The sequence below is a fragment of the Bacillus sp. A260 genome (assembly GCF_009861435.1).
Lineage (GTDB): Bacteria > Bacillota > Bacilli > Bacillales > Bacillaceae_G > Bacillus_A > Bacillus_A cereus.
The window spans coordinates 1,818,785-1,844,311 of the sequence record NZ_CP046398.1; the positions used below are offsets into that span (position 1 = coordinate 1,818,785).

Consider the following 25,527-nt stretch of genomic DNA (forward strand, 5'->3'; position numbering starts at 1 on the left):
AGTATAATGGATAGGTAAAAAAGTAAAAGGACATATTCAAAATTTGTGGTAAGGAAAGATATCATATGCAGAAATGGTTAAGCATGATGGGAATTATCTTTATATTGACTGGATGTAAAATGTCTGAAGCTCCAACAAGTCTAATGGAAGCTCCTACAAATGAAAAATGGATTAATGAATTAAAGGAACAAATTGATAAAGATTTACCTGTTAATTATCGCTTACTTACTCCAATGTCTAATAGAGATAAACAGACGACATGGTCAATGAATTTCGAGCGAGATAATAAAAAAGAAGCTGTCATCGTATATAAAATACCTAATGAAGATTATCATATATATTTAGCCGTATATGAGAAGAAAAATAATGGATGGAATATGAAGTCAACCTATACATTTGATGGGGAAGAAGTAGATATTGTTGAGGTAGGAGATTTCACAGGGAGTGGGAAAAGGGAACTATTGATAGGAATAACTACCAATCGTGATTTATTAGAAAACACAATGTATGTTTTTTCCGATGAGAGTGACGATATAAAGGAATTTTATAGACAGAAGTATACAAAGTTATTTATAGATGATTTAAACAAAAATGGTTTTAAAGACATAAGCCTTGTTTCGCATATGAAAGATGAACAGTTGAAGGTTCAGTTCATTGAAAAGTTTAAGGTATTGTCAGAGGTTACATTTGATCCGTATATAAATAGTATTCAAAGAATACAAATGGGTCGTATTTCTAAATCATTAAAGGCAGTTGTAATCGATGCGGGAACAGGGGCTCATTCAGGTATAACTTATGTAGCAAAATTTGATCAGGATCATTATGAAGTATTACCTATAGATGGGAAAGAAGATTTATTTAATGAATATGTTGTAGAAAGTAAAGATGTTAATGAAGACGGCATTATTGAATTTGTTCGTACTGTACGCCCAAAAGGTTGGGAAGATAAATCACATGGTGATAGTCCGCTTTTCGAACGTTACATACAGTGGAGTGAATCTGGAATTAAACCAATTGAAGAACGATATATAGATATAGAAAAAGGGTATTATGTGAAAATTCCTAAAGAGTTAATAGGGAAAATTACAATACCAGATCAGCAAAAAGAATCAAATTCTCAAAAGTTTTTGGATACAAGAACAAATGAAATATGGCTTGAAGTTCATATTTTTAAGCGGAAAGAATGGTTCAATATAAAAGGCTACAGCGCAGCAATTAAAACGGCTTCTCACGTATATGCAGTACCGAAGCAATCAAAATTTGAAAAAGTGAAAGCATATATAAAACCGCTAGCGGATTATCAACAAGAGTAGGAGGTGAGAATTATGTCAAAAATTTTAGTTTTAGAAGATGAATTAACGATCCGTAGCTTTATTGTTTTAAATTTAAAACGTGCTGGATTTTATGTAATAGAAGCTACTACTGGAGAAGAAGCGTTACAAATTTTGAGTGAACAAACTGTTGATATAGCACTGCTGGATGTAATGTTACCGGGGATTGATGGTTTAGAAGTTTGTAAGGCTATCAGGAAAGAAAATAAAAAAATGGGTATTATTATGTTAACCGCACGTGTACAAGATGAAGATAAGGTGCAAGGACTAGGAATAGGTGCAGATGATTATATTGCAAAACCGTTTAGTCCAGTAGTATTAACTGCACGTATACAGTCTTTATTAAGAAGAATAGAAGTACATGAAGAAAAAACGAATATTGTTACGTCAGGTCCATTTTCGTTAAATATTATAGAAGAAAGATTGTATAAAGATGGACAATTAGTCGATTTAACACCTACAGAGTATATGATATTACAGTATTTAATGAATCAGGCTTCAAAGCCAGTTTCGCGTGATGAAATTTTAAATATGATTTGGGGAACCAATTACGTAGGTGAGACGAAAGTAGTAGATGTAAATATGAGACGGTTACGTCAAAAGATAGAATGTAATCCATCAGAACCTGAATTTATTCTTACGGTGTGGGGAAAAGGATATGTGTGGAAGGAAAGTATGAGATGAAACGGAAAGTGACTTTATATTTTATGACGGTCATTACACTTATGCTTGTATTATTTGAAGTTGTATTTTCAGTCTCAATTTATCGATACTATTATAATGGTATTGTGCAATATATAGAGTCTCATGCGAAAACGAGTACACGTTTTTTTTCAGAATACAATTCACTATACTTTATTCGATTACAAGAATATAGTGGTGACATAATTAGTAGCTTTCAATTAGAAGGAACAGAATTACAGTTAATTGATCGTCACGGCTCGGTTATACAATCTTCAAGTGGTGAAAAGGTAAAAGGTAAAGTGAATATTCCACAATCATTATTAGAAGGTGAAATGTATAATCAAGTTACTACGAAAGGTAATAAAAAACAACTAGAGGTGCTAAGCCCACTTATACATCAAGGACAAACTATTGGTGTTTTAAAATATACGACTGTTTTAACAAATGTAAATAAAAAGATTATTGAAATTATTACGTTTACTATTTCTGTAGGTATTGTTATTTCGGGAGTCGCCTTCTTAATTAGTAGACGTTTGGCAAATTCATTTGTTGAGCCAATTGAATCCATTATTCAAGCCTCTTCACAAATTGCAGAAGGCACATTAAAGCAAAAAATTAAAGAAGATTATCCTGGAGAATTAGGTGAATTGGCACATAGTTTAAATTATATGGCCTATAAAATAGATAAGGCTGAGCAGATGAAAAATGAATTCATTGCTTCTATTTCGCACGAAATACGAACGCCTTTAACAGGAATTAAAGGTTGGAGTGAGACGTTAAAAACAGTAGATCATTTAACAGAAGAAGAAATAAAGCAAGGTATGGGCATTATTTCAGGTGAGACAGATAGATTGATTCATTTAGTAGAAGAATTGCTAGATTTTTCAAGATTACAATCAAATCATTTTAATTTATATAAACAAAAGGTGCAGTTGTACGATATACTAGAGGAGACGATTTGGCAATTAACTCCTAAATCGGAAGAGAAGGAAATTCAATTTATTACTACTATAGACCGAATTGAATTGATGGGAGATCGAAATAGGTTAAAGCAAGTTTTCTTGAATATTGTTCAAAATGCAATTAAGTATTCACATAAAAAAAGTACAATACACATTGAAGCGACTAAAATAGAAGGACAAGCAGTGATTAAGGTAAGAGACGAAGGGATTGGAATTGCTAAAGAACATTTACCATATATTGAGCAATCATTTTACCAAATTAATAATCATGCTGCAGGTGCAGGTATTGGTTTAGCTATCGTTAAAAAAATGGTAGAGCTTCATGGCGGTGTGCTTAGTGTTACAAGCAAAGAAGGAATAGGAACAACAATTTTGATAAAACTCCCATTATAATACAAATAAAATCTATTTATATGGTGAAATAAAAATAAATAGATGTATAATTATATTGGGCGATTTATATATAAGATTAATAGGGAGAGGAATTCGATAGAATGGAAAAAGCTTTAAAAATTAAACAAATAGTAGTCGTTTTAATAGCGATTGCCGCAGTAGCTATTGGGTATTACATGTTTCAATCAATTACTTCACCAGCAAAAGCTGTTGCGAAACAAGAAAATGTAGTGCAGCTTGCAAGTGAACAGCCGAAAGTTGAAATGAATAAAACGGCACCAAGTCGTTTTAATGGAAAAGAAAGAAAAGTTGCTTATCTTACATTTGACGATGGGCCAGGGAAATATACGGCTGAATTATTAAATACGCTAAAACAACATGATGCGAAGGCGACGTTCTTTTTAATTGGAGCGAATGTAAAAGAATTTCCTGATTTAGTGAAACGTGAAAATGCTGAGGGTCATTATGTAGGCATGCATAGTATGACACATAATTTCGCAAAGTTATATAAAAATGGCGAGTATGTAAATGAGATGAAAGAAGATCAAGGTTTAATCGCTAATATTATTGGGAAATCACCTAAATTAACACGTCCTCCATATGGTTCGATGCCTGGATTGAATGAAGGTCTTCGAAATAAAGTGGTAGAAGGCGGATTTAAAGTATGGGATTGGACAATTGATTCATTAGATTGGAGATACAATAAAATGCCAGTTGATGCAGCTGCAGCACAAATTGCTCAAAACGTATTAACAAACGCAACAAAACCACAAGAAGTAATTTTAATGCATGATATTCACCCGCAATCAGTTGCTGCTGTGCCAGCAATTTTAAAGGGGCTAAAAGAAAAAGGTTATGAGTTTGAAGCTTATCATGAAGAGAGTCACTTCCCAGTGAACTTCTGGCATGATAACCGTATGTAATGGAGGAATGAACGTTGAAGTATGGAAAAGTAGCAGTAGTTGGAGCATTATCAGTAGGACTTTTAACAGGTTGTTTCGGTGAAAAGCCAGAAGAAAATCTATATACAGCTTTTGAAACAGCAGCAACACAAGAAAAATCTTTAGTGGATGAAGCAAAAAAATTAGAGCAGTTAGAGAAACAAGGGCAAGAATTATATGCTCAAATTTTGCAAGAAGGTAAAGATCATAATGAAGCAGTTGTGAAGAAAATAGAGCAAGCTACTGCAAATGTAGACGATCGTGAAAAAGTATTGAAAAGTGAGAAAGAAATGCTAGAAAAAGCACAGAAGGAAACGAAGTCTGTTCAAAGTAATATAGAGAAGATTGAAGATAAGAAGTTACAAAAACAAGCAAAAGCAGTAGAAGAGTCGTATAAGAATCGTTATGATGCATTCCAAAAGATGAATGAAAATTACACGAAAGTGTTAGCGACTGAAAAAGAACTGTATGAAAAATTAAAAGTAAAAGAAACGAAATTAAAAGAAATCGGTGAAAAAGTTAAAACTGTTAATGAATTAAATGTGGAAGCACAAAAGTCGAAAGAGCAGTTTAACAAATTTACAAAAGAGTATAATGACAGTAAATTAGCATTCTACAAAGATGCAGAAATTAAGATTAAAGATCAGAAATAAAGAAGAATCTAAAGTGTAATAAAAAGCCGGAGAAACATCGTTATAAATGTTTTTTCGGTTTTTTACGTTAAATGAATAGAAAAGACTGGAATTGATATCATAAAAGAGTTATAGTGAGTTATTCTAAGGGAAACATTGTAAAGTAAGGAGAATGGGAATATGTCATATGAATTTTTACTCAAATTAGGTTTAGCACTCTTTTTAGGATTATTCATCGGGATAGATAGGCAGCTAAAGAATAAACCACTTGGTGTGAAAACAAGTATGGTTATTTCTGTAGCAAGTTGTTTAATTACGATGGTTTCAATTGAATCTGTACATGTATATTCTGTTCCAGGACATACAAATATGGATCCGATGCGACTGGCCGCTCAAATTGTTAGTGGAATTGGTTTTCTTGGCGCGGGTGTCATTTTACGAAGAAGTAATGACGTTATTTCTGGATTAACAACAGCTTCTATGGTGTGGGCTGCTTCAGCTTTAGGGATCGCAATTGGTGCGGGATTTTATTTACAAGCGACAGTTGCGATGGTTTTAATTATTTTAGCGATTAATGTACTTCCGCAACTTGTGAAAATTGCAGGACCGTATTCATTAAGACAAAAGGATTTATCTATAAAAATTACTGTTAAAGAGCATCATGAGTTAGATGGTATATTTAAGCAAATTAAAAATTTAGGCATGCATGTGAAACGCGTGAAAATTAAAGATATAGATAGTGGAGCATTTCAGCAACTAGAGATGGTTATTTTAGCTCCAGAAGATTTATATACAACAGAGTTATATAGTTCCCTGAAAGAGATAGATCGAGTAGTTTCAGTTGAAGTGGAAAGTAGATAATTGTGATAAAAAAGAGTGAAGTGAATTCACTCTTTTTTATTTGGATTCTTAAGGAATGAAATTGATATAATGATGAGTAACAAGGAGGGAGAAATGATGGGAATACATATTAGAAGAGCAATAAAGGATGATATACAAGGTATAGCAAAGGTGCATGTTGATAGTTGGAAAACAACGTATAAAGGGATATTTGCTGACGAAATTCTAGATAATATAGCATATGAGAAACGAGAAAAACAATGGGAAGATATTTTTCAAAAAGAGGGTAATCATCAATTTAGATTTGTAGCAGAGAATTTAAATGGAGAAATAGTTGGATTCATCGATGGGGGAGTAGAAAGAACTGGTACATATAATTGTGATGGAGAATTATATGCAATCTACCTTTTACAAGAGTATCAAGGAATGAAAATAGGACAAAAGTTATTTCAAGCTTTATTATCGGATTGTATAAATAATGATATGCAATCACTTTTAGTTTGGGTTGTTACGAATAATCCTTCTAAAAAGTTTTATGAAAAATTCAACCCTGAAAAAATTGATACGAAATTTTTAGAGAGAGTAAGGGTAGAAGAAACAGCGTATTGTTGGAGAGATTTGAATTTGTTACAAAAACAAACAGCTATATAGATTGATGCATATAATAATATTATGTAAACATATCGTATAGAAAGGTATACCTCATTTGGTGTACCTTTTTATTAATCCATCAAAAGGTGGATTAATAAAAAATAGTAGGTAATTAGTTTGAAAGCAAGAATTTTTCTAGTGGACTTTTAACTAGATTAAAGAAAAGAAAGAAAAAAAGAAAAATTTAATTTGATAAAAAAATTCTGAAATATACTATTGAATTGAATATCATTATCAATTAGAATCATAGTTGATAACGATATTCAATTATCAATTGTAATATGAAATTCTCATAGCGTTAATATAAAGAGGAGGACCAACATGCAGCATGCGAAACAAATCGCAGAACATGCAACATTACAAAGCTTTTTAAACTGTTATTTAAGAGAAACAGGGAGTGGAGAATGGATTACAGAGGATGAAAGAATGAAGAGTATCTTCAGTAATACGTTGAATAGAGATACAGTCCCCACATATTTATGTTGTCGGCTATCGGCACAGAACGTTACTTTGTATGGAGAAGTTATATATAAATCATCAACAGATCGCCATTTGTTTGGAGAACAATTTTATTATCAAATTGGAGATAGTCATTCTGTTATTACAGCAGATTATGTTACAGTTATTACATTTTTAATAAAAGAGATGTCTATCAACTACGGAGAAGGAACGAATCCTGCGGAACTTATGCTTCGAGTCATCCGTAGTTGTCAAAATATTGAGGAATTTACAAAAGAGAGAATAGAAGATACATCCGCATTATACGGTTTTCATACAACTTTTATAGAAGCGGAGCAGTCTTTATTATTTGGGCATTTAACTCATCCTACACCAAAGAGTAGACAGGGGATATTGGATTGGAAAAGTGCAATGTATTCTCCAGAATTAAAAGGAGAATGTCAGCTTCATTATTTTCGGGCACATAAAAGTATAGTAAATGAAAAATCATTATTATCAGATTCTACAACAATGATTATAAAAGAAGAATTAAGTAATGATGAGATGGTTAGTAAGGAATTTATAGCGAAGTACTGTAAGGAAGATCAATATGCATTAATTCCAATTCATCCGCTTCAGGCAGAATGGCTCTTGCATCAAGCTTACGTACAAGATTGGATAGTTCAAGAATTGCTTGAGTATATTGGTCCTGTAGGTAAGTATTATATGGCAACATCATCACTAAGGACGCTATATCATCCCAATTCGAAGTATATGCTTAAGTTTTCATTTCCGGTGAAAGTAACGAATTCAATGCGTATTAATAAACTGAAAGAACTTGAGAGTGGTCTTGAAGGGAAGGAAATGTTAAATACGGCTATTGGTGAAGTACGAGAAAGATTTCCAGGATTTGATTTTATTTGTGATCCAGCCTTTATTACATTAAATTATGGAACACAAGAATCTGGATTTGAAGTGATTATTCGTGAGAATCCTTTTTATAGTGAACATGCAAACGACGCAACATTAATTGCTGGGCTAGTTCAAGACGCTATACCTGGGGAGCGTACGCGGTTATCGAATATTATTCATCGCCTAGCAGATTTAGAAAGTAAAAGCTGTGAAGAAGTAAGCTTAGAGTGGTTTAGACGATATATGAATATTTCTTTAAAGCCAATGGTATGGATGTATTTACAGTATGGTGTTGCATTAGAAGCTCATCAGCAAAATAGCGTTGTTCAGCTAAAAGATGGTTATCCGATCAAATATTATTTCCGTGATAATCAAGGATTTTATTTCTGTAACTCAATGAAAGAGATGCTTAATAATGAATTAGCTGGTATTGGAGAACGTACTGGAAATTTATATGACGACTATATTGTGGATGAGAGATTTCGTTACTACTTAATTTTCAATCATATGTTTGGCATCATTAATGGTTTTGGCACAGCAGGATTAATTAAGGAGGAAATTCTTCTCTCGGAATTAAGGTCTGTACTTGAATCATTTCTTCCATATAACCGGGAACCTTCTACATTTTTAAGAGAATTATTGGACGAAGATAAGTTAGCGTGTAAAGCAAATTTACTAACGAGATTTTTCGATGTCGATGAGTTAAGTAATCCATTGGAGCAAGCTATTTATGTGCAAGTACATAATCCACTCGTTAGAGAAGTGGCTGTTCGTTCATAAATAACGTTAAAATTTCACGTAATACAAATAATGGTATTTTGTCATAAGGTGGAGGGTTTTATGAGAGTGGACATGTATCATACGAAAGTATTGAAGGCGCTCGAATCAGAAGATTACATTTCAGTACGAAGAAGAGTGCTACGTCAATTAGTAGAATCGTTAATTTATGAGGGGATTATTACACCGGTTCGCATAGAAAAAGAAGAACAACTTCTTTTTCTAATACAAGGACTTGATGAAGAAGACAAAAGTGTCACGTACAAATGCTATGGCAGGGAACGGATGACATTTGGACGTATTTCGTTAGACTCATTAATAGTAAGAGTTCAAGATGAACAGCAAGAAATACAGTCTGTCTCGCAATTTCTAGAAGAAGTTTTTCGGGTTACTAGTGTAGAACAAGCTAAATTAGATTCTTTTATGCAAGAATTAGAACAAACAATATTTAAAGACACGATTGCACAATATGAAAGAAATAATAAGAGAGAATATACTCAAAAATCTTACGATGAGTTTGAAAGCCAATTAATAGATGGCCATCCATACCATCCTAGTTATAAAGCACGTGTTGGATTTCAATATCGTGACAATTTTCAATATGGTTATGAATTTATGCAGCCAATAAAACTCATATGGATTGCAGCACATAAGAATTATGCGACTGTAGGTTATGAGAATGAAGTGATGTATAACAACCTTTTAAAAGAGGAGATTGGCGATCGTAAATTAGAAGAGTTTATGGAACGAATTCGTAATAAGGGATGTAATCCAAAACAGTACGTGTTTATACCTGTTCACCCATGGCAGTGGGAGAATTTCATCATTTCAAATTATGCGGATCATATACAGGGTAAATTTATTATTTATTTAGGAACATCAGAGGACGATTATTGCGCGCAACAGTCAATGAGAACGTTAAGAAATATTACGAGTCCAAAGAAACCGTACGTTAAATTATCGATGAATTTACTCAACACTTCAACACTTCGTACGCTGAAACCATACTCTGTTGTGAGTGCACCAGTAATATCAAATTGGTTAAATGATGTTGTAAATAATGACGCCTATTTAATGGATGAAGCACGTTTAATCTTGTTAAGTGAGTTTTCAAGTGTAACGTATGACACGAATAAGAAAGCTATATATGGTTCATTAGGATGTATTTGGCGCGAAAGCGTTCATAAGTATTTAGATGCACAAGAGGATGCAATTCCTTTTAATGGTTTATACGCTAAAGAGAAAGATGGTACACCAATTATTGATGTGTGGTTGAATAAATATGGAATGAAGGATTGGCTACAATTACTTATTCAAAAAGCGATAATACCAGTTATACATCTTGTTGTAGAGCATGGCATCGCACTGGAATCACATGGACAAAATATGATTCTAGTCCATAAAGAAGGGGTGCCTGTTCGTATTGCGTTAAAGGATTTTCATGAAGGGCTTGAGTTTTATCGTCCATATTTGAAAGAAGTTGACAAATGTCCCGACTTTACTAAAATGCATAAAACATATGCGAATGGAAAAATGAATGATTTCTTTGAAATGGATGGCATTGAATGTTTGCAAGAGATGGTGTTAGATGCACTATTCCTGTTTAATTTAGGAGAATTAGCATTCGTACTTGCGGATGAATATGGATTGAAAGAAGAACATTTTTGGATGATGGTTGTTGAAGAAATTGAAGATCATTTAAGAATATATCCACATTTGAAAGGTAGATTTGAAAATATTCAATTATATGCACCTACATTCTATGCTGAACAATTAACGAAACGTCGATTATATATGGATGTGGAATCGCTTGTTCATGAAGTTCCAAATCCATTGTATAGAGTAAGAAAACTTATGAAACAAAAATCAATTGTTACAGGGGGAAATTATGCTAATCGTTAATAAACAAGAGTATAGCAAAAGTAATTTTAATTTGAGATTACAAGTTTATGAGGAAATGGAACAATTTCAAGAAGCAGAAGGAAATAGATTTGCACTTTGTCTGAAAGATCCATTCGATATTATTACGCTTGTGTTTTTCTTAAAAGAAAAGAAATCATCAGTATTACTTATACATGAAGATACGCCAAAAGAAACGGCTATTGAAATGGCAAAGCGTGCAAATTGTGTAGGAGTTTTATATGGAGAATATGGCGATTTTACAAAATTAGAAGTAGGGAACTTTTTACTAGAAGAGCCTTCTTTATTGCAATATAGTTCGGGAACTACGGGAGAACCGAAACTGATTCGTAGAGCATGGACGGAAGTTGATACAGAAATTACTGCCTATAATGAAGCTTTAAACTGTGAAGTAGATGAAGTGCCAATCGTTATGGCTCCTGTTTCACATTCATACGGACTAATATGTGGTACGTTATCAGCAATTACGAGGGGGAGCAAACCTGTAATCATTACGAACAAAAATCCTAAATTCGCATTAAATATAGTTCGCAATACAGAAAAACATATCATATATGCAGTACCACTTATGTTACACATTATGGGGAGTTTTCCATTAGGAACGTTCCAGTTTCATAAAATTATGACATCAGGATCGCCTTTGCCAGAAGCACTATTTTATAAACTAAAAGAAATGACAACATATATGATGCAGCAATACGGTTGTTCTGAAGCAGGTTGTATTAGTATATGTCATGATATGAAGAGCCATTTAGATTTAGGAAACCCTCTACCTCATGCGAGTATAAGCATAGGTTCAGATGAAAATGCACCGGAAGAAATCGTCGTGAAAATGAATGATAAGGAAATTTTCACGAAAGATTTAGGTTATAAATCTGAGCGTGGCATTCATTTTATGGGGCGTATGGACGATGTAATTAATGTTTCAGGATTAAAAGTCTTTCCTATAGAGGTAGAAGAAACGATGCTTCGATTGGAAGGTGTGCAAGAGGCAATTGTATATCGAGGGAAACATCCTGTGATGGGCGAAATAGTTAAAGCGAAAGTGATCTCTCATGTTGATCCAGTGAAAATAAGAGAATGGTGTATTCAGCACTTACCTTCTTATAAAGTTCCGTATGAAATTGAAAGTGTAAATGAAATTCCTAAAAATAAAACCGGAAAAGTAAGTAGAAAGTTACTAGAGATGGGAGAGGTTACAACATGAGACGGGAAGCGTTAAAGAATGCCGTGTTAAAAATTATGATAGAAAAAATGGAACTGAAAAATGTAACGCATTTAGAAGAAACGATGCGCTTAAATCAAGATTTATATATAGATTCGGTAATGATGTTACAGCTTATTGTATACATAGAAATGGATGTAAAGCTATGCGTTCCAGAGGATGAGGTAGATCCAAAGGCATTTCTTACTGTAGGATCTTTGCTTGATTTTATGGAGGAGTTAGAGCCGTTACAGGAAGTAAATGTGAATAACTAACCTTTAGGAAAGTGGATGAGAGTATGACTTCAATTAAAGTGCACTGTTTAGTGAGTTGTTTTTGTGAAATTATAAAAAGGCGTAGCGACATTGATTTTCGTCCATTTTATTTTGGACTATGGGATGGAGATTTTGATATAACAGAAGGCGGAATTATTTCATATCACTCTGAAAACATTAACCATGATCATTATTTACTTTGGTTTGAAAAATTGTACGGTATTAAAGTAAACGAATGGTATGATCATGCAAAAGATAAAGATAGCAATGTAGAAACGTTTTTAGAATTAGTAGAAAACAAGCCGGAAAATCGTTATGTCATTGTAATGGTTGATATGTCTCTATTACCAGAGAGGGAAAATAAATTTCATCAAAAACCGTTTCCACATTATTTAATGATATCAAAAACAGAGAAAGAAGAAGAGTGGTTCATGCTAGATCCTGATTTTCGTTGGGAAGGAAATATGGAAAGAGAAAAAGTACTTCACTCTATTCAAGATAACCCATTTGGTGGAGGTTATTTCATTGATATAGAAGGAATTGGGGAGCCAACGCAAGAAACAGTAGCTAGTTATTTCACAGAAACATTCAAAAAGAACGACAATGAACTGACTATGGAACTGAAAAATTTAATTGTAAAAATGGCAAATGAGGAAGAAGGATATGCGCTTTCTGGACTTGTAGCAGCAGTAAAACAAATACCAGTACTTGCAATTCGTAAATATAGTTATGAGCATGCCTTTGCATACTTCCGTGAAACGTTGCAATATTCGGAGCAAGAATTTGATTATTGGTGTGATCGGGTAGAGGATATTGTACAAGGATTTACAAATGTACAGTATCGTGCAATTAAAATGGCAATGACGAATAATAAAGGTATGCTAGTATCGATTATTGAAAAACTGGATGAAATGAATGCAATTGAACTGCAAATTAAGAAGGAATTAGAGAGACAGTTTCTATCATGGAAAGGTATGAAAACAAATCAATCTGTCGCAACTCTTTAATAAGCTAACTGAATTTAAGATAGGGGAGTTTAATGCTATGAAATATTCGCTATGTACCATTTCATTTCGTCATCAATTAATTTCATTTACTGATATTGTTCAATTTGCATATGAAAACGGTTTTGAAGGAATTGAATTATGGGGGACGCATGCACAAAATTTGTACATGCAAGAACGTGAAACGACAGAACGAGAATTGAATTTTCTAAAGGATAAAAACTTAGAAATTACGATGATAAGTGATTACTTAGATATATCATTATCAGCAGATTTTGAAAAAACGATAGAGAAAAGTGAACAACTTGTAGTACTAGCTAATTGGTTTAATACGAATAAAATTCGCACGTTTGCTGGGCAAAAAGGGAGCAAGGACTTCTCGGAACAAGAGAGAAAAGAGTATGTAAAGCGAATACGTAAGATTTGTGATGTATTTGCTCAGCACAATATGTATGTGCTGTTAGAAACACATCCCAATACACTAACGGACACATTGCCTTCTACTATAGAACTATTAGAAGAAGTAAACCATCCGAATTTAAAAATAAATCTTGATTTTCTTCATATATGGGAGTCTGGCGCAGATCCAATAGACAGTTTCCATCGATTAAAGCCGTGGACACTACATTACCATTTTAAGAATATATCTTCAGCGGATTATTTGCATGTGTTTGAACCTAATAATGTATATGCTGCAGCAGGAAGTCGTATTGGTATGGTTCCGTTATTTGAAGGTATTGTAAATTATGATGAGATTATTCAGGAAGTGAGAGGTACGGATCTTTTTGCTTCCTTAGAATGGTTTGGACATAATTCAAAAGAGATATTAAAAGAAGAAATGAAAGTATTAATAAATAGAAAATTAGAAGTAGTAAGTTCGTAATGTGAAATGATGTGAGAGTCTCGTTTTAGAGGCTCTTTTTTTATGGTAAAAAATAACCAAAAATTTCCATGTATTTTAATTTGAATTTAACACAATTTATATATAAATAAGGAGGTGATTGGTAATGGCTAGAAATCGTAATTCTAATCAATTAGCATCACATGGAGCACAAGCAGCTTTAGATCAAATGAAGTATGAAATTGCACAAGAGTTCGGTGTACAACTTGGAGCTGATACTTCTTCACGTGCAAACGGTTCTGTAGGCGGTGAAATCACAAAACGCCTAGTAGCGATGGCAGAACAACAGCTTGGTGGCGGATATACTCGCTAAATGTAGAAGGTTATAGGAGAAAGGAAGGATTCTTCCTTTCTTTTTTTTTTTTCAATTAATTGGTATGAATATATTGCGAACAGAATTCAAAGAATAAAAGTAATACTATATTTTACCCAATTTCTTTTGTTGTGAATGGGAAGTATTAAAGATGTAATAGCCCTGGTGGAATGAAAATTATGTTCCAGCAGGGCTATTATATGGTAAGAAATATATGATGAAAGGTTCCGAAATCAACATGTTAAAAAAAGAAAACTGTTGTTTAATTGCGCTTGCATCAGTTCCACTTGTCATGACATTAGGGAATTCAATGCTCATTCCAATCTTGCCGACAATTGAAAAGAAATTACATATTTCATCGTTTCAAGTATCCATGATTATTACAATTTACTCTATCGTAGCCATTTTACTTATACCGATTGTTGGTTATTTATCAGATAGATGGGGACGAAAGATGGTAATGGTTCCGAGTTTGCTGATTGCGGCTATAGGAGGAGCTATAACTGGTTGGGTATCTTGGAAAGTTGATAATCCCTACACTTGGATATTAATCGGTAGAGCGATTCAAGGTATTGGTGCTGCTGGGGCAATGCCGGTTGTTATACCGTGTGTTGGTGATTTATACAAAGACGAAAAACAAGTTAGTACAGGCCTGGGAATTATTGAGACATCCAATACATTTGGAAAAGTGCTGAGCCCTATTTTAGGATCTGCTCTTGCTGCCATTGTATGGTTCTTACCATTTTGGGCGATTCCAGTTTTATGTGTCATATCAATTGTTTTGTTGCTTGTTCTAGTAAAGGCAAAGAAACAAGAAGGAGAAGTACCACCACTTAAAGAGTTTATAAAATCTATTCTGTCTACGTTTCGAGAAAAAGGAAGATGGTTAATTGCCATTTTTGCATTAGGTGCAATTATTATGCTTATTTTATTCGGAATTCTCTTTTATTTGTCGACTATACTGGAATCAAAGTATGACATTCATGGTATATGGAAAGGGTGTGTGCTTGCTATCCCGTTACTTGTACTGTCACTTAGTTCATATATGGCCGGTAAAAAAATTGGAGATAATCAAAATGTTATGAAGAAGTGTATTTATATTGGTTTTTTAATGGCAGCTGCATCAGTCATCATTCCTTTATTTATAAAAGGGATTTATTTACTACTTCTTTGTCTCGTTATTATGGGGATAGGGATTGGTATGGCACTCCCATGTTTAGATGCCCTCATTACACAAGGAATTGAAAAGGAGCAAAGGGGAACGGTTACGTCATTTTATAGTTCAATGCGATTTATCGGTGTAGCAGCTGGACCACCTTTATATTCTTTTTTCATGAAAGGGGCGGACCATGAAGTGTTTTATTTGACAAGTATTTTCGCTGCCATTGGTGCTATCATAGCAATCATTTGGATTAAACCAGCAAAGGATGCAAAGACGGTAAAACAGAAACCAGAGCCTACTTCATAATTTGTAAGAGAATTGCATGATGTTTTGAGTAACATGCAATTCTCTTTCGTTCATTAAGAATAAATAACTTGTTTTAACATATAAAGCGCGACACCCCATATGATGAGACCAGAAAATTTATTTAATAATAAAATTGTCTTTCCGGTTGAGTCTAGTCTTTTTAGAAATTTCCCCGCTAACGCTAAGCTTATAAACCAAATCCAAGAAACGATAATAGTTGCAAGTGTGAAAGCCCATTTTTCACTTCCTATGTATTGAATAGAATTTGTTCCAATTACACCGATTGTGTCTAAAATAGCATGTGGATTTAATAACGAAACGGATGCTGCGAAAAGGATTTGCTTTTTTAAGGGCATACTTTTTTCTTGTTTTACATCGTTGGAAGGGTTACTTCTCCAAATAACAAAGCCCATGTATAGGAGAAAGAAAAATCCAATTATATATAACGAGTTAGTTAGCCAAGAAAAAGTAAGGAGTACAAGGGAGACACCTTGCACTGCAATCAATATGAGTAACGTATCACATATAGAGGCAGTTAATACTACAGGGGCTGCCCTCCAAATGTTTGGTTGGCTCGCACCTTGGTTAAAGACAAAAACATTTTGTACACCTAATGGAATGATAAGTCCAAATGCAAGAATGATACCATGAATAATTGCTTCACTCATCATATTACCTCCTATTTTAATTCATTATGATAGTGTATATTGTATAGAAGAAATGAAAATTTGTATCCATCCATATGGTTGGGGAGGTTACCAACCAAAAAGAATATAAGGTGATATAATGGAAAGATTCGTTTGGAAACCGAATATGTCTCTAGCGACTCCTCTGTATAAACAAATAGAAACGTATATAAAAGAAAGGATCGTTAATGGAGAATGGACCGTTGGAACGAAATTACCTTCACAAAGAGATTTGGCACATACATTTGGTGTGAATCGAAGCACAATTGTAATGGCTTTCGGTGAACTAGTTGCAAAGGGATACATAGAAGGGAATGGCAGGAAAGGAACAATTGTTGTAAATAATAATGAGAATGCTTCAACTTACGCACCCCCGCCTAATTGGCAGTCTTATGTAGAAACAGGACTTCATTATCCGAATCTCCCAGCTATTCAGGAGATTAATCAAGCTGAATTTTATCCACATGTAATTCGATTAGGAACAGGTGAGCTCGCGCCGAGTCTCTTACCTGAGAAAAAGATGAAAGAAATTATGAATAAGCTTTTAAAGTCAAATGTGACGCTTGGGTATGAAGAGCCGAAAGGAAATTTTTATTTAAGGGAAAAGATTTCCGAATACTTAAAGGGGCATGGTATATGTGTATCTCCTGACTCTATATTAATTGTTTCAGGAGCAATTCAAGCGCTGCAACTTATCTCTATGGGGCTTCTTCCAAAAGGGGCATCCATCTTATTAGAGAAACCATCCTATTTATACTCGCTTAATGTTTTTCAATCCGCAGGAATGCGTTTCATTGGAATACCAATGGATGAGAACGGTTTAAATACATCATATATTACAAAATATAAGAAGCAATTTAATGCATCTATTTTATATACAATCCCGTCTTTTCATAATCCAACGAACTTTAGTATGAATGCGAAGAAACGAATAGAAGTGATGGAAATATGTAATGAAATTGGATTACCTATTATAGAGGACGCAGTGTATCAAGACTTATGGTTTGATGCACCTTGTTCGAAACCTTTAAAAGCCTATGATAAAAATGGAATCGTACTACATATTGGAAGCATGTCCAAAGTAATTAGTCCAGGGTTAAGAATTGGATGGATTGTTGGACCTGAGCCAGTAATTCAAAGATTGTCAGACATAAAAATGCAAACAGATTATGGTTCAAGCACTATATCCCAGCAAATTGCAGCAGAGTGGTTTACAAATGGTCTATATGATGAGCATTTGCGCTTTGTAAGAAGTGAATTGAAAAAACGAAGAGATTTTATGTTACTAATGTTAGATAAATATCTTCGTGAAATAGCAACTTGGCATGAACCAACAGGGGGATTTTATATATGGGTACATATAAAAGTACCCATTTCATATCGCAGTTTATTTGATAAAACTCTGCAAGAAAAGGTTTTATTAAACCCAGGTACTTTATATGATAGAAGTGCAAATCAATTTTTGCGCCTATCGTATTCATACGCAACGTTAGAAGAAATTGAAATAGGTATAAAAAAACTTGCACAACTAATGAAAAAGTAAGAGGAGAAAGTAATGAAACAATATGTAATTTGCCAAATGATCAATGGAGAAAAATATTTAGCTGCTTATGCAGAGACGAAGCAAGAAGCGATTGAAAAAGCAGAACTGTTAGGATTAAGAACGGGAAATCGTTACATAGTTATTACTGCAGAGGAAGCCGAAGGGTTAACGTATCCTTAAACAATGTACGAGATTATATAATAATAAATAAGTCTAGTAATATAAGAAATTACTAGGCTTATTTATTATTAAGTTGTTAAACGTTCTCGTATTTATAAGCAAAGTAATAATATTATGAGTCAAGTTGACGAAAAAATCGATTTGTCTTTCGGTCTTGATTTCCTTTTCTATATTCATCGATATATTGCCTAAAGTTCCAAGCTTGTAAAAATTTATTAGCAGAGTTATAACCAGAATTGTAAAGCCATTCTTTTTCTTCCTTTGTCAGTTCAAAATTAGTACTTGTAATCGTTCCTGTTGGAATTGTAATCGTTCTTGCTTTTGATTCCTTATCTAAATGACGTAAATCATGAGCTTGCATCATTGTTTTAAATAGTCCTTTTAACATGGAAATAGGCTCGTTATAGTGAGCAGGATCAGCTTGAATCTCATCTTTTACAAAATGAAATCCGAAAGTCGGCCAGCGAGGAGCGGTAGGTGAATCGAAGATCCAAATTGGATAATTACTTAGAATTCCTCCATCAACCATATAACAAGGCTGTTTCCATTTTGGAGTTCTCCATTTTACCGGTTCAAAGAAGAAGGGGATTGTACTACTCATTCTTACCGCTTTAGCGATAGAGAAGCGATAATTTAAAAATCCGTAGTTTGGTAAGTCGTCAGGAAAGACAACCATTTTACCATTACTAATATCAGAGGCGATGATTTTGAGTTTGTTTAGATCCGGTAAATCAGTAAATAAATGAACACCTTTTTTTCGAAGTAATTCTTCAATCCATTCTTCTATAAATACATTAGAATATATACCTAGAGTAGTCCATGCACTGAGTCCCTTGCCGATAAAAGGAATTCTATCAATAAAAGTTCTTTTCGTAAATTTATTATAATCAATATCAGTTATAATCGTTTTTAACTCTGAACAAGAATATCCTGCCGCTAGGAGCGCTGCAATAATCGAACCAGCCGATGTACCAGCTACACGTTCCCATTCATAACCTTTTTCGGCTAACGCGCAAATTGCCCCGACATGCGCAATACCGCGCACACCGCCTCCTTCAAAAACACCATCAATCTTCATTAAACATACTTCCTTTCGAATGAAAGATTTAGAAATGGCAAAAAAGCACGTATTGTACGTGCTTTTTTACAATAGTTTTTTAGTTTACTAGCAGCCTACAAAGCCGCCCCAACAGCTAGCTCCGATGATGATTAGAAGGATAAATAAAACGATTAATAAAGCGAAACCTCCGTAACCACAACCGCCGCCACCGTATCCGTAACCACAGCAACTATATCCGTAACCCATGTGGAATTCCTCCTTATATTTAAAAATGAACGAGGGGAAAATGTACTGGAAGAACTAAAGAATTATCATGTTTGTAGGAACAATGTATAGTATGCTTTTTTAAACTTGTTCGCGTACGAAGGATAAGCCCGTTTTTGGGAGGCTTGTTGATTTTGTAAAGAATGAAGTATAATCTTTGTACTATGATATAAATAAGTATGTAAATGTAAGGAGAATTTATGAATAAAAAAATTGAAGTATTAATTGATAAATATGAACTAACACACTTGAAAGAAGAACTTATTAATACTGTATTTCCTTGTATAAAAGTTGTGCCAAAGCAGCAGGGAACTGTTGCGATAGGTAGTTCGAAAATGGGAGGAGTTCCTGATCTACCAGCTTTATTTGAATATCCAAAGCATAAAGGAAATCCACTACAATTTATCGCGCAATTTAACTTAAGTGATTTACAAAACGTTGGTATGGATCACAATCTTCCTAAGACGGGGATGCTGTATTTCTTTTGCATTGAAAATTATTTTGAAGAAAATGTGAATCTAACAGAAGCTGGGCGTGTACTTTATTATGATGTTCCTGTAGAGCAATTACGAAGAGAAAATGAAATACAAGCGAAATATAACCAGTGTGCAATTACTTTTGAACTGACATACAAATTACCAGAACTTTTCATTGAAGATGAGGCTGATTCAGATCGTTTCTTGCAATTACTTGAAGAGCTAATTCCAGATAACTACGATAACCATCAAATGTTTGGTGAGCCATTCTCTGTACAAGAAGAAGTGTTATATGAGACAGGAGAATATATGGGAGTAGACCCGCAGCAAATGACTCTTTTATTCCAAATTGATTCAGATCATAAAAATTGTAATATGGTTTGGGGAGAACTAGGGATGCTATATTTCTGTATTAATAATGAAGATTTGAAAAATCAACGTTTTGAAAATACATGCTGTGTATTACAAACATGCTAATGAAAAAAGGTTGTTCTTTTAAAAAGAACAACCTTTTTATGTGAATTAGTTAATATGCATAATCTCATATGACCTATACGAAAAAGTATTGTATACTCTGAAACTATACGATACTTTTTCGTATAGTTATAGAATATAAGGAGTGACAAGATGGGAAAGACAAGTAAGTATGTGACAGCTGCCGCACTTTGTTCAACTATAGTAATGGGAGGCTTACAAGCATCATCTGTATCTTATGCAGCTACAAATCCGACTACAGTGACAGCACAATCAGATGTAAAGTTATTAGATGATTTCAGAAAAGAATTAAAAAAACAGATTGATAATCGAGAAGAAAATATTACAATCACATATAAAACAAAAGATAGAAATGCTAGAAATATTATGGATCAATTGTATGGTGAGTTTAATAAAATTGTAGATGCTGATGAGTATGTAAAATATAATGTAGCGTCTACTAGATATTCTATTAAAGGAATGCCAGGGGACTATACGTTTACACTGCAAGTAAAATACCGTGAATCAAAAGAACAAACTCAATATGTAAAAGCTCAGGCGAAATCAATTGTTGGATCAATTGTAAAACCAGGGATGGATGAGCATGAGAAAGTAAAAGCTATTCACGATTACGTTGTTAAGCATGTGTCTTATGATACGTCTTATCAAGCGTATACAGCATATGAAGCATTAGCGAATCGTTCTGCCGTTTGCCAAGGATATACATTATTAACGTATGAGTTGTTAAAAGAGGCAGGTATTCAAAATCATATTGTAACAGGCACAGGAAATGGACAAGCTCACGCGTGGAATTTAGTGAACATTGAAAACAAATGGTATCACCTAGATACTACATTTGATGATCCAGTACCAGATAAAGCAGGGCGTGTAACTTACTCATATTTTAATATGTCTGACGAACAGTTAAGTAAAGATCATGAATGGGATCGTAGCAAATATCCAGCGGCAACTACAAGTTATTTTGGTGAATTAACAAATAAAATAAAAGCTGGTAGCTCAAAGACTGTCGTATATGAGCAGATGTTAAAAGAAACAAATTTACAATACTTATCTGCAGAATACGGAGCAGAAAATTATAATGAATTTAAGCAAAAATTGCAGCAACAGTTTGCAGCCAAACCAGAAAAAGTAGAAGTACGATATAAGCAGTCCATGGATGGGACGATGCAAGATATAAAGAAAGTATTAAATGAAATAAATTGGCCAAAAGGTGCAAAGCGTGTGTCTTATCAAGTAGCGCCTTATAGTGCATTGGCTGGTTATTCATTGGCGACAATTACATTTACGTATTAAGCAATGAGAAAGAGCATCTGTAAAAGATGCTCTTTTTATATTTGTTGATCACTTTAAAATATTGGGAATTATGTGATAAAATAAAAAGGAGAGGATGTGAATGCTGAATGAACTTGTTCGAAAGTAATATTTTCACATTGATATATACTTGTTTAGTAATCGGACTTATCGTTTTGTTTTTCATATCATTTACTTTGTTTATTAGAAGAGTATTACAAAGCAGCGTTGCAAAGAAACACCACGTGATTAATATGAACCAGAAGCTAGATCGAATCATTGAATTGCTTGAAAAAGATAAAAAATAGCGATAGAAGAAGTATGAAAAGGGGAAAGAGAATGGCGAATTATATAAAAGAATTACGTGAAAAAGTAGGACATGATTATGTTTTCTTAAACTTTGCCGGTGGTTGTGTATTTAATAAAGATGGAGAAGTATTACTGCAAAAAAGAGGAGACTTTAACGCTTGGGGATTTCCAGGTGGTGCAATGGAGATAGGAGAATCAGCTGCGGAAACTGCAATCCGGGAAATAAAAGAAGAAACCGGGTATGATGTAGAAATAAATGAGCTTATTGGAGTGTATACAAAATATTTTCAATCATATCCAAATGGAGACAAGGCCCAGTCAATTGTGATGTTCTTTTCATTCTCAATAGTTGGAGGTGACAAAAAAGTAGATGGTGATGAAACGTTGGATTTGAAGTTTTTCCCGTTAGACGACATGCCACCGTTATTTTGTAAACAACATGAAGATTGCTTGCAAGATTTATTGGAGAAAAGAGTAGGGGTATATCGTTAACATATAAAAAAGAAGCTAAATGAAGATTAGCTTCTTTTTTATGTTTTATTTATTTCCACCAATCATCAAACATTGACGCTGGTACTTGTCTTTTATGCTCACTCACTGTGTAACGTTTTTCAATTTTCTCTGCAACGTCAGCTGGAACTGCTTTACCTTCTAAATAATCATCTAATTGATCATAAGTAATACCTAACTCTGTTTCGTCAGCTTGACCTGGTTTTTCATCTAATAAATCAGCTGTTGGCATTTTTAAGTAAAGTCGCTCGTCTGCACCTAACTCTTGTAATAATGCACGTCCTTGGCGCTTCGTTAATCCCGTTAATGGTAATAAATCTGCACCACCATCTCCGAATTTTGTAAAGAACCCTGTTACAGCTTCTGCAGCGTGATCTGTTCCGATAACAAGTAACCCTTTTTGTCCACCAATTGCATATTGAGTAACCATACGGATACGTGCTTTCACGTTACCTTTATTGAAATCTGTTAATGACTCACCCAATAAGTTTTCATATTGATTTGAAAAAGCATCAACAGTTGAAGCAATATCAAATGCAACAGATTGATCTGCTTGAATGAATTGTAATGCTAATTGTGCATCATCTTCATCTTTTTGTACTTTATAAGGAAGACGCACGGCAATAAACGTTACATTACCACCTTCGTTACGAATTTCTTCAACTGCAAGTTGTGCTAAGCGTCCTGCTAATGTAGAGTCTTGGCCGCCGCTAATACCAAGTACAAATCCTTTTGCGCCTGTTTTTTTTACATAATCCTTTAAGAAATCAACTCGTTTACGAATTTCAACTTTTGGATCAATTACAGGCTGAACATGTAATGCTTTCATAATCTGTTCTTGTAATGTCATTATGTTTTCCTCCTATTCATATTAAAGCGGTAAATAAGTTTATATGTATAATGGTACATACTTCTATCCTTTATTATTTCGCAAAACTAACGAATATACAATAGGATGTGTGTATGAATATGAATGTAGTCATTATAAATAAAGTACTACGTATAAGCAATTTTTTTAAACCTTTCAAAAATGTAAGGTTTTTGTCATTTGAATCGATGGAAGGTATTTCCGCACTTTACTAATATAAAAACATAGATAGTAGAAGGGCGGAGAAGTAATATGAACATTAGAGAACTAGCATATCGGAATGTAACCCGAAATAGACGGACATACTCAGCCTATTTTTTGAGTAGTGCATTTGCAATTATGGCCTTTTTTGTGTATTCATTTTTTGCGTTTCATCCGGCATTAAGTGCAGGAGAATTAGGTCAGTACGTATTCGTAAGTATGTCTTTTGCACAGTCTATTATTTACTTATTTACATTATTCTTTATTTTATATTCGATGGGAATGTTTTTAAAAACGAGAAAGCGTGAACTAGGAATTTTAATGATGCTAGGTATGACGAAATATCAATTAAAGCGTCTTATCTTTTTTGAAAATATTATGATTGGAATAGGGGCAATTATTTTTGGTATTCTTTCAGGTATGTTATTTTCAGGGGTATTACTATTTGTCGCCCCGATGATATTAAAACTAGATATCTCCTTATCCTATTACATACCGATGAAAGCAATTGTTGTAACAAGTATTATGTTTTTCATATTATTTATGATCATATCATTGTTTAGTGCAGGAATGATTCGTAAAAATAAAATTATGAAGTTGTTTAGAGGATCAGCAGAGGCAAAACCGGAACCGAAAGCATCAATCATTTCTTCAATATTAGCAGTAGTATTGCTTAGTGCTGGCTATGTAGGAGCTCTTCTATCGCATGGCGCAATGGTATTTATTATGATGATTCCTGTTACAACGGTAGTTATTATTGGGACGTATTTGTTGTACAAGCAGCTGAGTGTCTTTATTATTCGATTATGTAAAAAAAGTAAACGTTTCTATTGGACACAGACTAATATTATTACGTTATCAGATTTAGCGTATCGCATGAGAGATAACGCAAGAATGTTCTTTATTGTAACCATTATTTCTACTGTAGCATTTTCCGCAATAGGGACATTAGTCGGCTTCGCATCCATGACGAAAGGGATAATGGAGAGACCAATTGCGTTTCATTACCATTCTAAGCAAGGGAATAGTAACGAATCACAACATATACAAATGATTGACAAAGGATTAAAGAAACATAATATAGCAGCTTCAAAAACTAATATTTCGACAAAGAAAACGGAGGAACAGTCGTTAAGAAGCGCCACTTTTATAAAAGAATCAGATTATAAGGAATATGCAAAGTTAACAGGAGAACCATTTAATACTGTAGCAAATAAAGAGGTTGTATTTTTGTCAGCTGATATACCAGGGCCAGCGATGAAAGAAAGAAAAGAAATTACTTTACCCAATATGAATGAAAGTTTAAAGGTGAAAAAAGTTACTTCATCTTCATTGGGGAAAATATTAAGAGGAAATGTTTATGTAATCTCTAATAATCAATATGATTCATTACAAGATGGATTTATAGAGACAAAAGATTATATGTATAAAACTGAAAGAACGAAAGATGAGATTGAAATTGGTAAAGAGCTTACTCATCAAATTAAACCGTATCAAGAACAGTCAACGTTTAGTGCGGAAGAGTACGAACAAAACCAAAGTTTACAAATTGCAGGACCGATTTTATTTGTAGGTTTCTTTATTGGTATAGTATTTTTCGTTTGCGCAGGAAGTTTCCTTTACTTCCGTTTATTCTCCGATTTGGAGGATGATGTTCGCTTGTTCGAAATGATTCGAAAAGTTGGATTGACGAGTAGGGAATTATCGAAGGTAGTTACAATTCGATTGGCGCTTTTATTCTTCGTTCCAATTGGTGTTGCAACATTACATGGGGCAGTAGCCTTAACGGCGTTAGGGCAAATGTTTGAGTACTCATTGTTTAAAGAAAATACAGTTGTATTAAGTATTTTCATAGGTATTCAAGTTGTATACTTCTTACTTATAAGATCCCGTTATGTAAAACAATTGAAAGAGAGATTACGTATGCATTAAATGTGTTTTTTTAACTCGAGTACAAAATTTTCTAAAAAGAGGCAAGTATTGCCAAAAAGTGATAAAA

Annotated in this window: 26 protein-coding genes; 22 read left to right on the forward strand and 4 right to left on the reverse strand. The window is 33.7% G+C overall.

Annotated elements, in window-relative coordinates; all coding sequences use genetic code 11:
- The first annotated feature begins 65 nt into the window (after positions 1-65).
- The 15 genes from GD442_RS09290 (at position 66) to bcbE (ending at position 15,646) form a co-directional block, all read left to right on the forward strand.
- Positions 66-1,313 carry a hypothetical protein gene (locus GD442_RS09290; protein WP_078386238.1) on the forward strand — a complete coding sequence of 416 codons (1,248 nt, stop codon included), beginning with the start codon at positions 66-68 and terminating at the stop codon, positions 1,311-1,313.
- A 12-nt stretch (positions 1,314-1,325) separates the two neighbouring features.
- Positions 1,326-2,015 carry a response regulator transcription factor gene (locus GD442_RS09295; RefSeq protein ID WP_000036071.1) on the forward strand — a complete coding sequence of 230 codons (690 nt, stop codon included), beginning with the start codon at positions 1,326-1,328 and terminating at the stop codon, positions 2,013-2,015.
- Positions 2,012-3,370, forward strand: a complete 1,359-nt coding sequence (locus GD442_RS09300) for a sensor histidine kinase (protein WP_000824536.1) — start codon at positions 2,012-2,014, stop codon at positions 3,368-3,370. Before GD442_RS09295 ends, GD442_RS09300 begins: the two co-directional genes overlap by 4 nt.
- A gap of 101 nt (positions 3,371-3,471) precedes the next feature.
- Positions 3,472-4,293, forward strand: coding sequence for a peptidoglycan-N-acetylglucosamine deacetylase (locus tag GD442_RS09305; protein WP_000409484.1), 822 nt, complete (start codon positions 3,472-3,474; stop codon positions 4,291-4,293).
- Between the two features lie 14 nt (positions 4,294-4,307).
- A complete protein-coding gene (locus tag GD442_RS09310; protein ID WP_000873565.1) occupies positions 4,308-4,964 on the forward strand; it encodes a YkyA family protein in 657 nt (218 codons plus the stop codon).
- 159 nt (positions 4,965-5,123) lie between these two features.
- A complete protein-coding gene (locus GD442_RS09315) occupies positions 5,124-5,804 on the forward strand; it encodes an MgtC/SapB family protein (protein ID WP_000119510.1) in 681 nt (226 codons plus the stop codon).
- Positions 5,805-5,897: 93 nt separating this feature from the next.
- Entirely contained in the window at positions 5,898-6,434 is a 537-nt protein-coding gene (locus tag GD442_RS09320; protein ID WP_033666136.1) for a GNAT family N-acetyltransferase, read from the forward strand.
- Positions 6,435-6,755: 321 nt separating this feature from the next.
- Entirely contained in the window at positions 6,756-8,564 is a 1,809-nt protein-coding gene (locus GD442_RS09325) for an IucA/IucC family protein (protein ID WP_001163344.1), read from the forward strand.
- A gap of 60 nt (positions 8,565-8,624) precedes the next feature.
- Positions 8,625-10,463: an IucA/IucC family protein gene (locus tag GD442_RS09330; protein ID WP_001261830.1), complete on the forward strand. Its 1,839-nt coding sequence runs from the start codon at positions 8,625-8,627 to the stop codon at positions 10,461-10,463.
- Positions 10,450-11,688 (forward strand): AMP-binding protein, encoded by a 1,239-nt coding sequence (locus GD442_RS09335; RefSeq protein ID WP_000909585.1) that lies wholly within the window; start codon positions 10,450-10,452, stop codon positions 11,686-11,688. The genes GD442_RS09330 and GD442_RS09335 overlap by 14 nt, the downstream gene beginning before the upstream one ends.
- A complete protein-coding gene (asbD, locus tag GD442_RS09340; protein WP_001250560.1) occupies positions 11,685-11,960 on the forward strand; it encodes a petrobactin biosynthesis protein AsbD in 276 nt (91 codons plus the stop codon). The genes GD442_RS09335 and asbD overlap by 4 nt, the downstream gene beginning before the upstream one ends.
- Before the next feature lie 23 nt (positions 11,961-11,983).
- Entirely contained in the window at positions 11,984-12,967 is a 984-nt protein-coding gene (locus GD442_RS09345; protein ID WP_000200705.1) for a DUF6005 family protein, read from the forward strand.
- A 37-nt stretch (positions 12,968-13,004) separates the two neighbouring features.
- A complete protein-coding gene (locus GD442_RS09350; RefSeq protein WP_000877681.1) occupies positions 13,005-13,847 on the forward strand; it encodes a sugar phosphate isomerase/epimerase family protein in 843 nt (280 codons plus the stop codon).
- A 124-nt stretch (positions 13,848-13,971) separates the two neighbouring features.
- Positions 13,972-14,178, forward strand: coding sequence for an alpha/beta-type small acid-soluble spore protein (locus tag GD442_RS09355; RefSeq protein WP_000113545.1), 207 nt, complete (start codon positions 13,972-13,974; stop codon positions 14,176-14,178).
- A 238-nt stretch (positions 14,179-14,416) separates the two neighbouring features.
- Entirely contained in the window at positions 14,417-15,646 is a 1,230-nt protein-coding gene (gene bcbE / locus GD442_RS09360) for a bacillibactin exporter BcbE (protein ID WP_159365241.1), read from the forward strand.
- A 53-nt stretch (positions 15,647-15,699) separates the two neighbouring features.
- On the opposite strand, the gene GD442_RS09365 is transcribed toward bcbE, so the two are convergent.
- Positions 15,700-16,314, reverse strand: a complete 615-nt coding sequence (locus tag GD442_RS09365; RefSeq protein WP_001287303.1) for a LysE/ArgO family amino acid transporter — start codon at positions 16,312-16,314, stop codon at positions 15,700-15,702.
- Between the two features lie 118 nt (positions 16,315-16,432).
- On the opposite strand from GD442_RS09365, the gene GD442_RS09370 reads away from it, so the two are divergent.
- Entirely contained in the window at positions 16,433-17,875 is a 1,443-nt protein-coding gene (locus GD442_RS09370) for an aminotransferase-like domain-containing protein (RefSeq protein ID WP_000439421.1), read from the forward strand.
- Positions 17,876-17,887: 12 nt separating this feature from the next.
- Positions 17,888-18,055 (forward strand): DUF3933 family protein, encoded by a 168-nt coding sequence (locus GD442_RS09375; protein WP_000816389.1) that lies wholly within the window; start codon positions 17,888-17,890, stop codon positions 18,053-18,055.
- Between the two features lie 112 nt (positions 18,056-18,167).
- On the opposite strand, the gene GD442_RS09380 is transcribed toward GD442_RS09375, so the two are convergent.
- Both GD442_RS09380 and GD442_RS09385 read right to left on the reverse strand, forming a co-directional pair.
- The gene (locus GD442_RS09380) at positions 18,168-19,133 is read right to left on the reverse strand and encodes a patatin-like phospholipase family protein (RefSeq protein WP_000686808.1); all 966 of its coding nucleotides are present in this window, start codon (positions 19,131-19,133) and stop codon (positions 18,168-18,170) included.
- A gap of 87 nt (positions 19,134-19,220) precedes the next feature.
- Positions 19,221-19,361 (reverse strand): YjcZ family sporulation protein, encoded by a 141-nt coding sequence (locus tag GD442_RS09385; RefSeq protein WP_000540419.1) that lies wholly within the window; start codon positions 19,359-19,361, stop codon positions 19,221-19,223.
- Positions 19,362-19,579: 218 nt separating this feature from the next.
- On the opposite strand from GD442_RS09385, the gene GD442_RS09390 reads away from it, so the two are divergent.
- The 4 genes from GD442_RS09390 to GD442_RS09405 all read left to right on the forward strand — a co-directional run bounded on the left by GD442_RS09390 (position 19,580) and on the right by GD442_RS09405 (position 22,441).
- The gene (locus GD442_RS09390; RefSeq protein ID WP_001034843.1) at positions 19,580-20,332 is read left to right on the forward strand and encodes a YwqG family protein; all 753 of its coding nucleotides are present in this window, start codon (positions 19,580-19,582) and stop codon (positions 20,330-20,332) included.
- Between the two features lie 150 nt (positions 20,333-20,482).
- Positions 20,483-21,643, forward strand: a complete 1,161-nt coding sequence (locus GD442_RS09395) for a transglutaminase domain-containing protein (RefSeq protein ID WP_000520865.1) — start codon at positions 20,483-20,485, stop codon at positions 21,641-21,643.
- 107 nt (positions 21,644-21,750) lie between these two features.
- Positions 21,751-21,948 (forward strand): DUF4083 domain-containing protein, encoded by a 198-nt coding sequence (locus tag GD442_RS09400; RefSeq protein ID WP_001048104.1) that lies wholly within the window; start codon positions 21,751-21,753, stop codon positions 21,946-21,948.
- A gap of 31 nt (positions 21,949-21,979) precedes the next feature.
- Complete coding sequence (locus GD442_RS09405) at positions 21,980-22,441, forward strand: NUDIX hydrolase (protein WP_000024992.1); 462 nt, start codon at positions 21,980-21,982, stop codon at positions 22,439-22,441.
- Positions 22,442-22,490: 49 nt separating this feature from the next.
- Here GD442_RS09405 and nadE read toward each other — a convergent pair whose 3' ends face one another.
- Complete coding sequence (gene nadE / locus GD442_RS09410; RefSeq protein WP_000174904.1) at positions 22,491-23,309, reverse strand: ammonia-dependent NAD(+) synthetase; 819 nt, start codon at positions 23,307-23,309, stop codon at positions 22,491-22,493.
- 270 nt (positions 23,310-23,579) lie between these two features.
- Between nadE and GD442_RS09415 the strand changes: the two genes are divergently transcribed.
- Positions 23,580-25,460: an FtsX-like permease family protein gene (locus GD442_RS09415; RefSeq protein ID WP_001026005.1), complete on the forward strand. Its 1,881-nt coding sequence runs from the start codon at positions 23,580-23,582 to the stop codon at positions 25,458-25,460.
- Positions 25,461-25,527 lie beyond the last annotated feature (67 nt).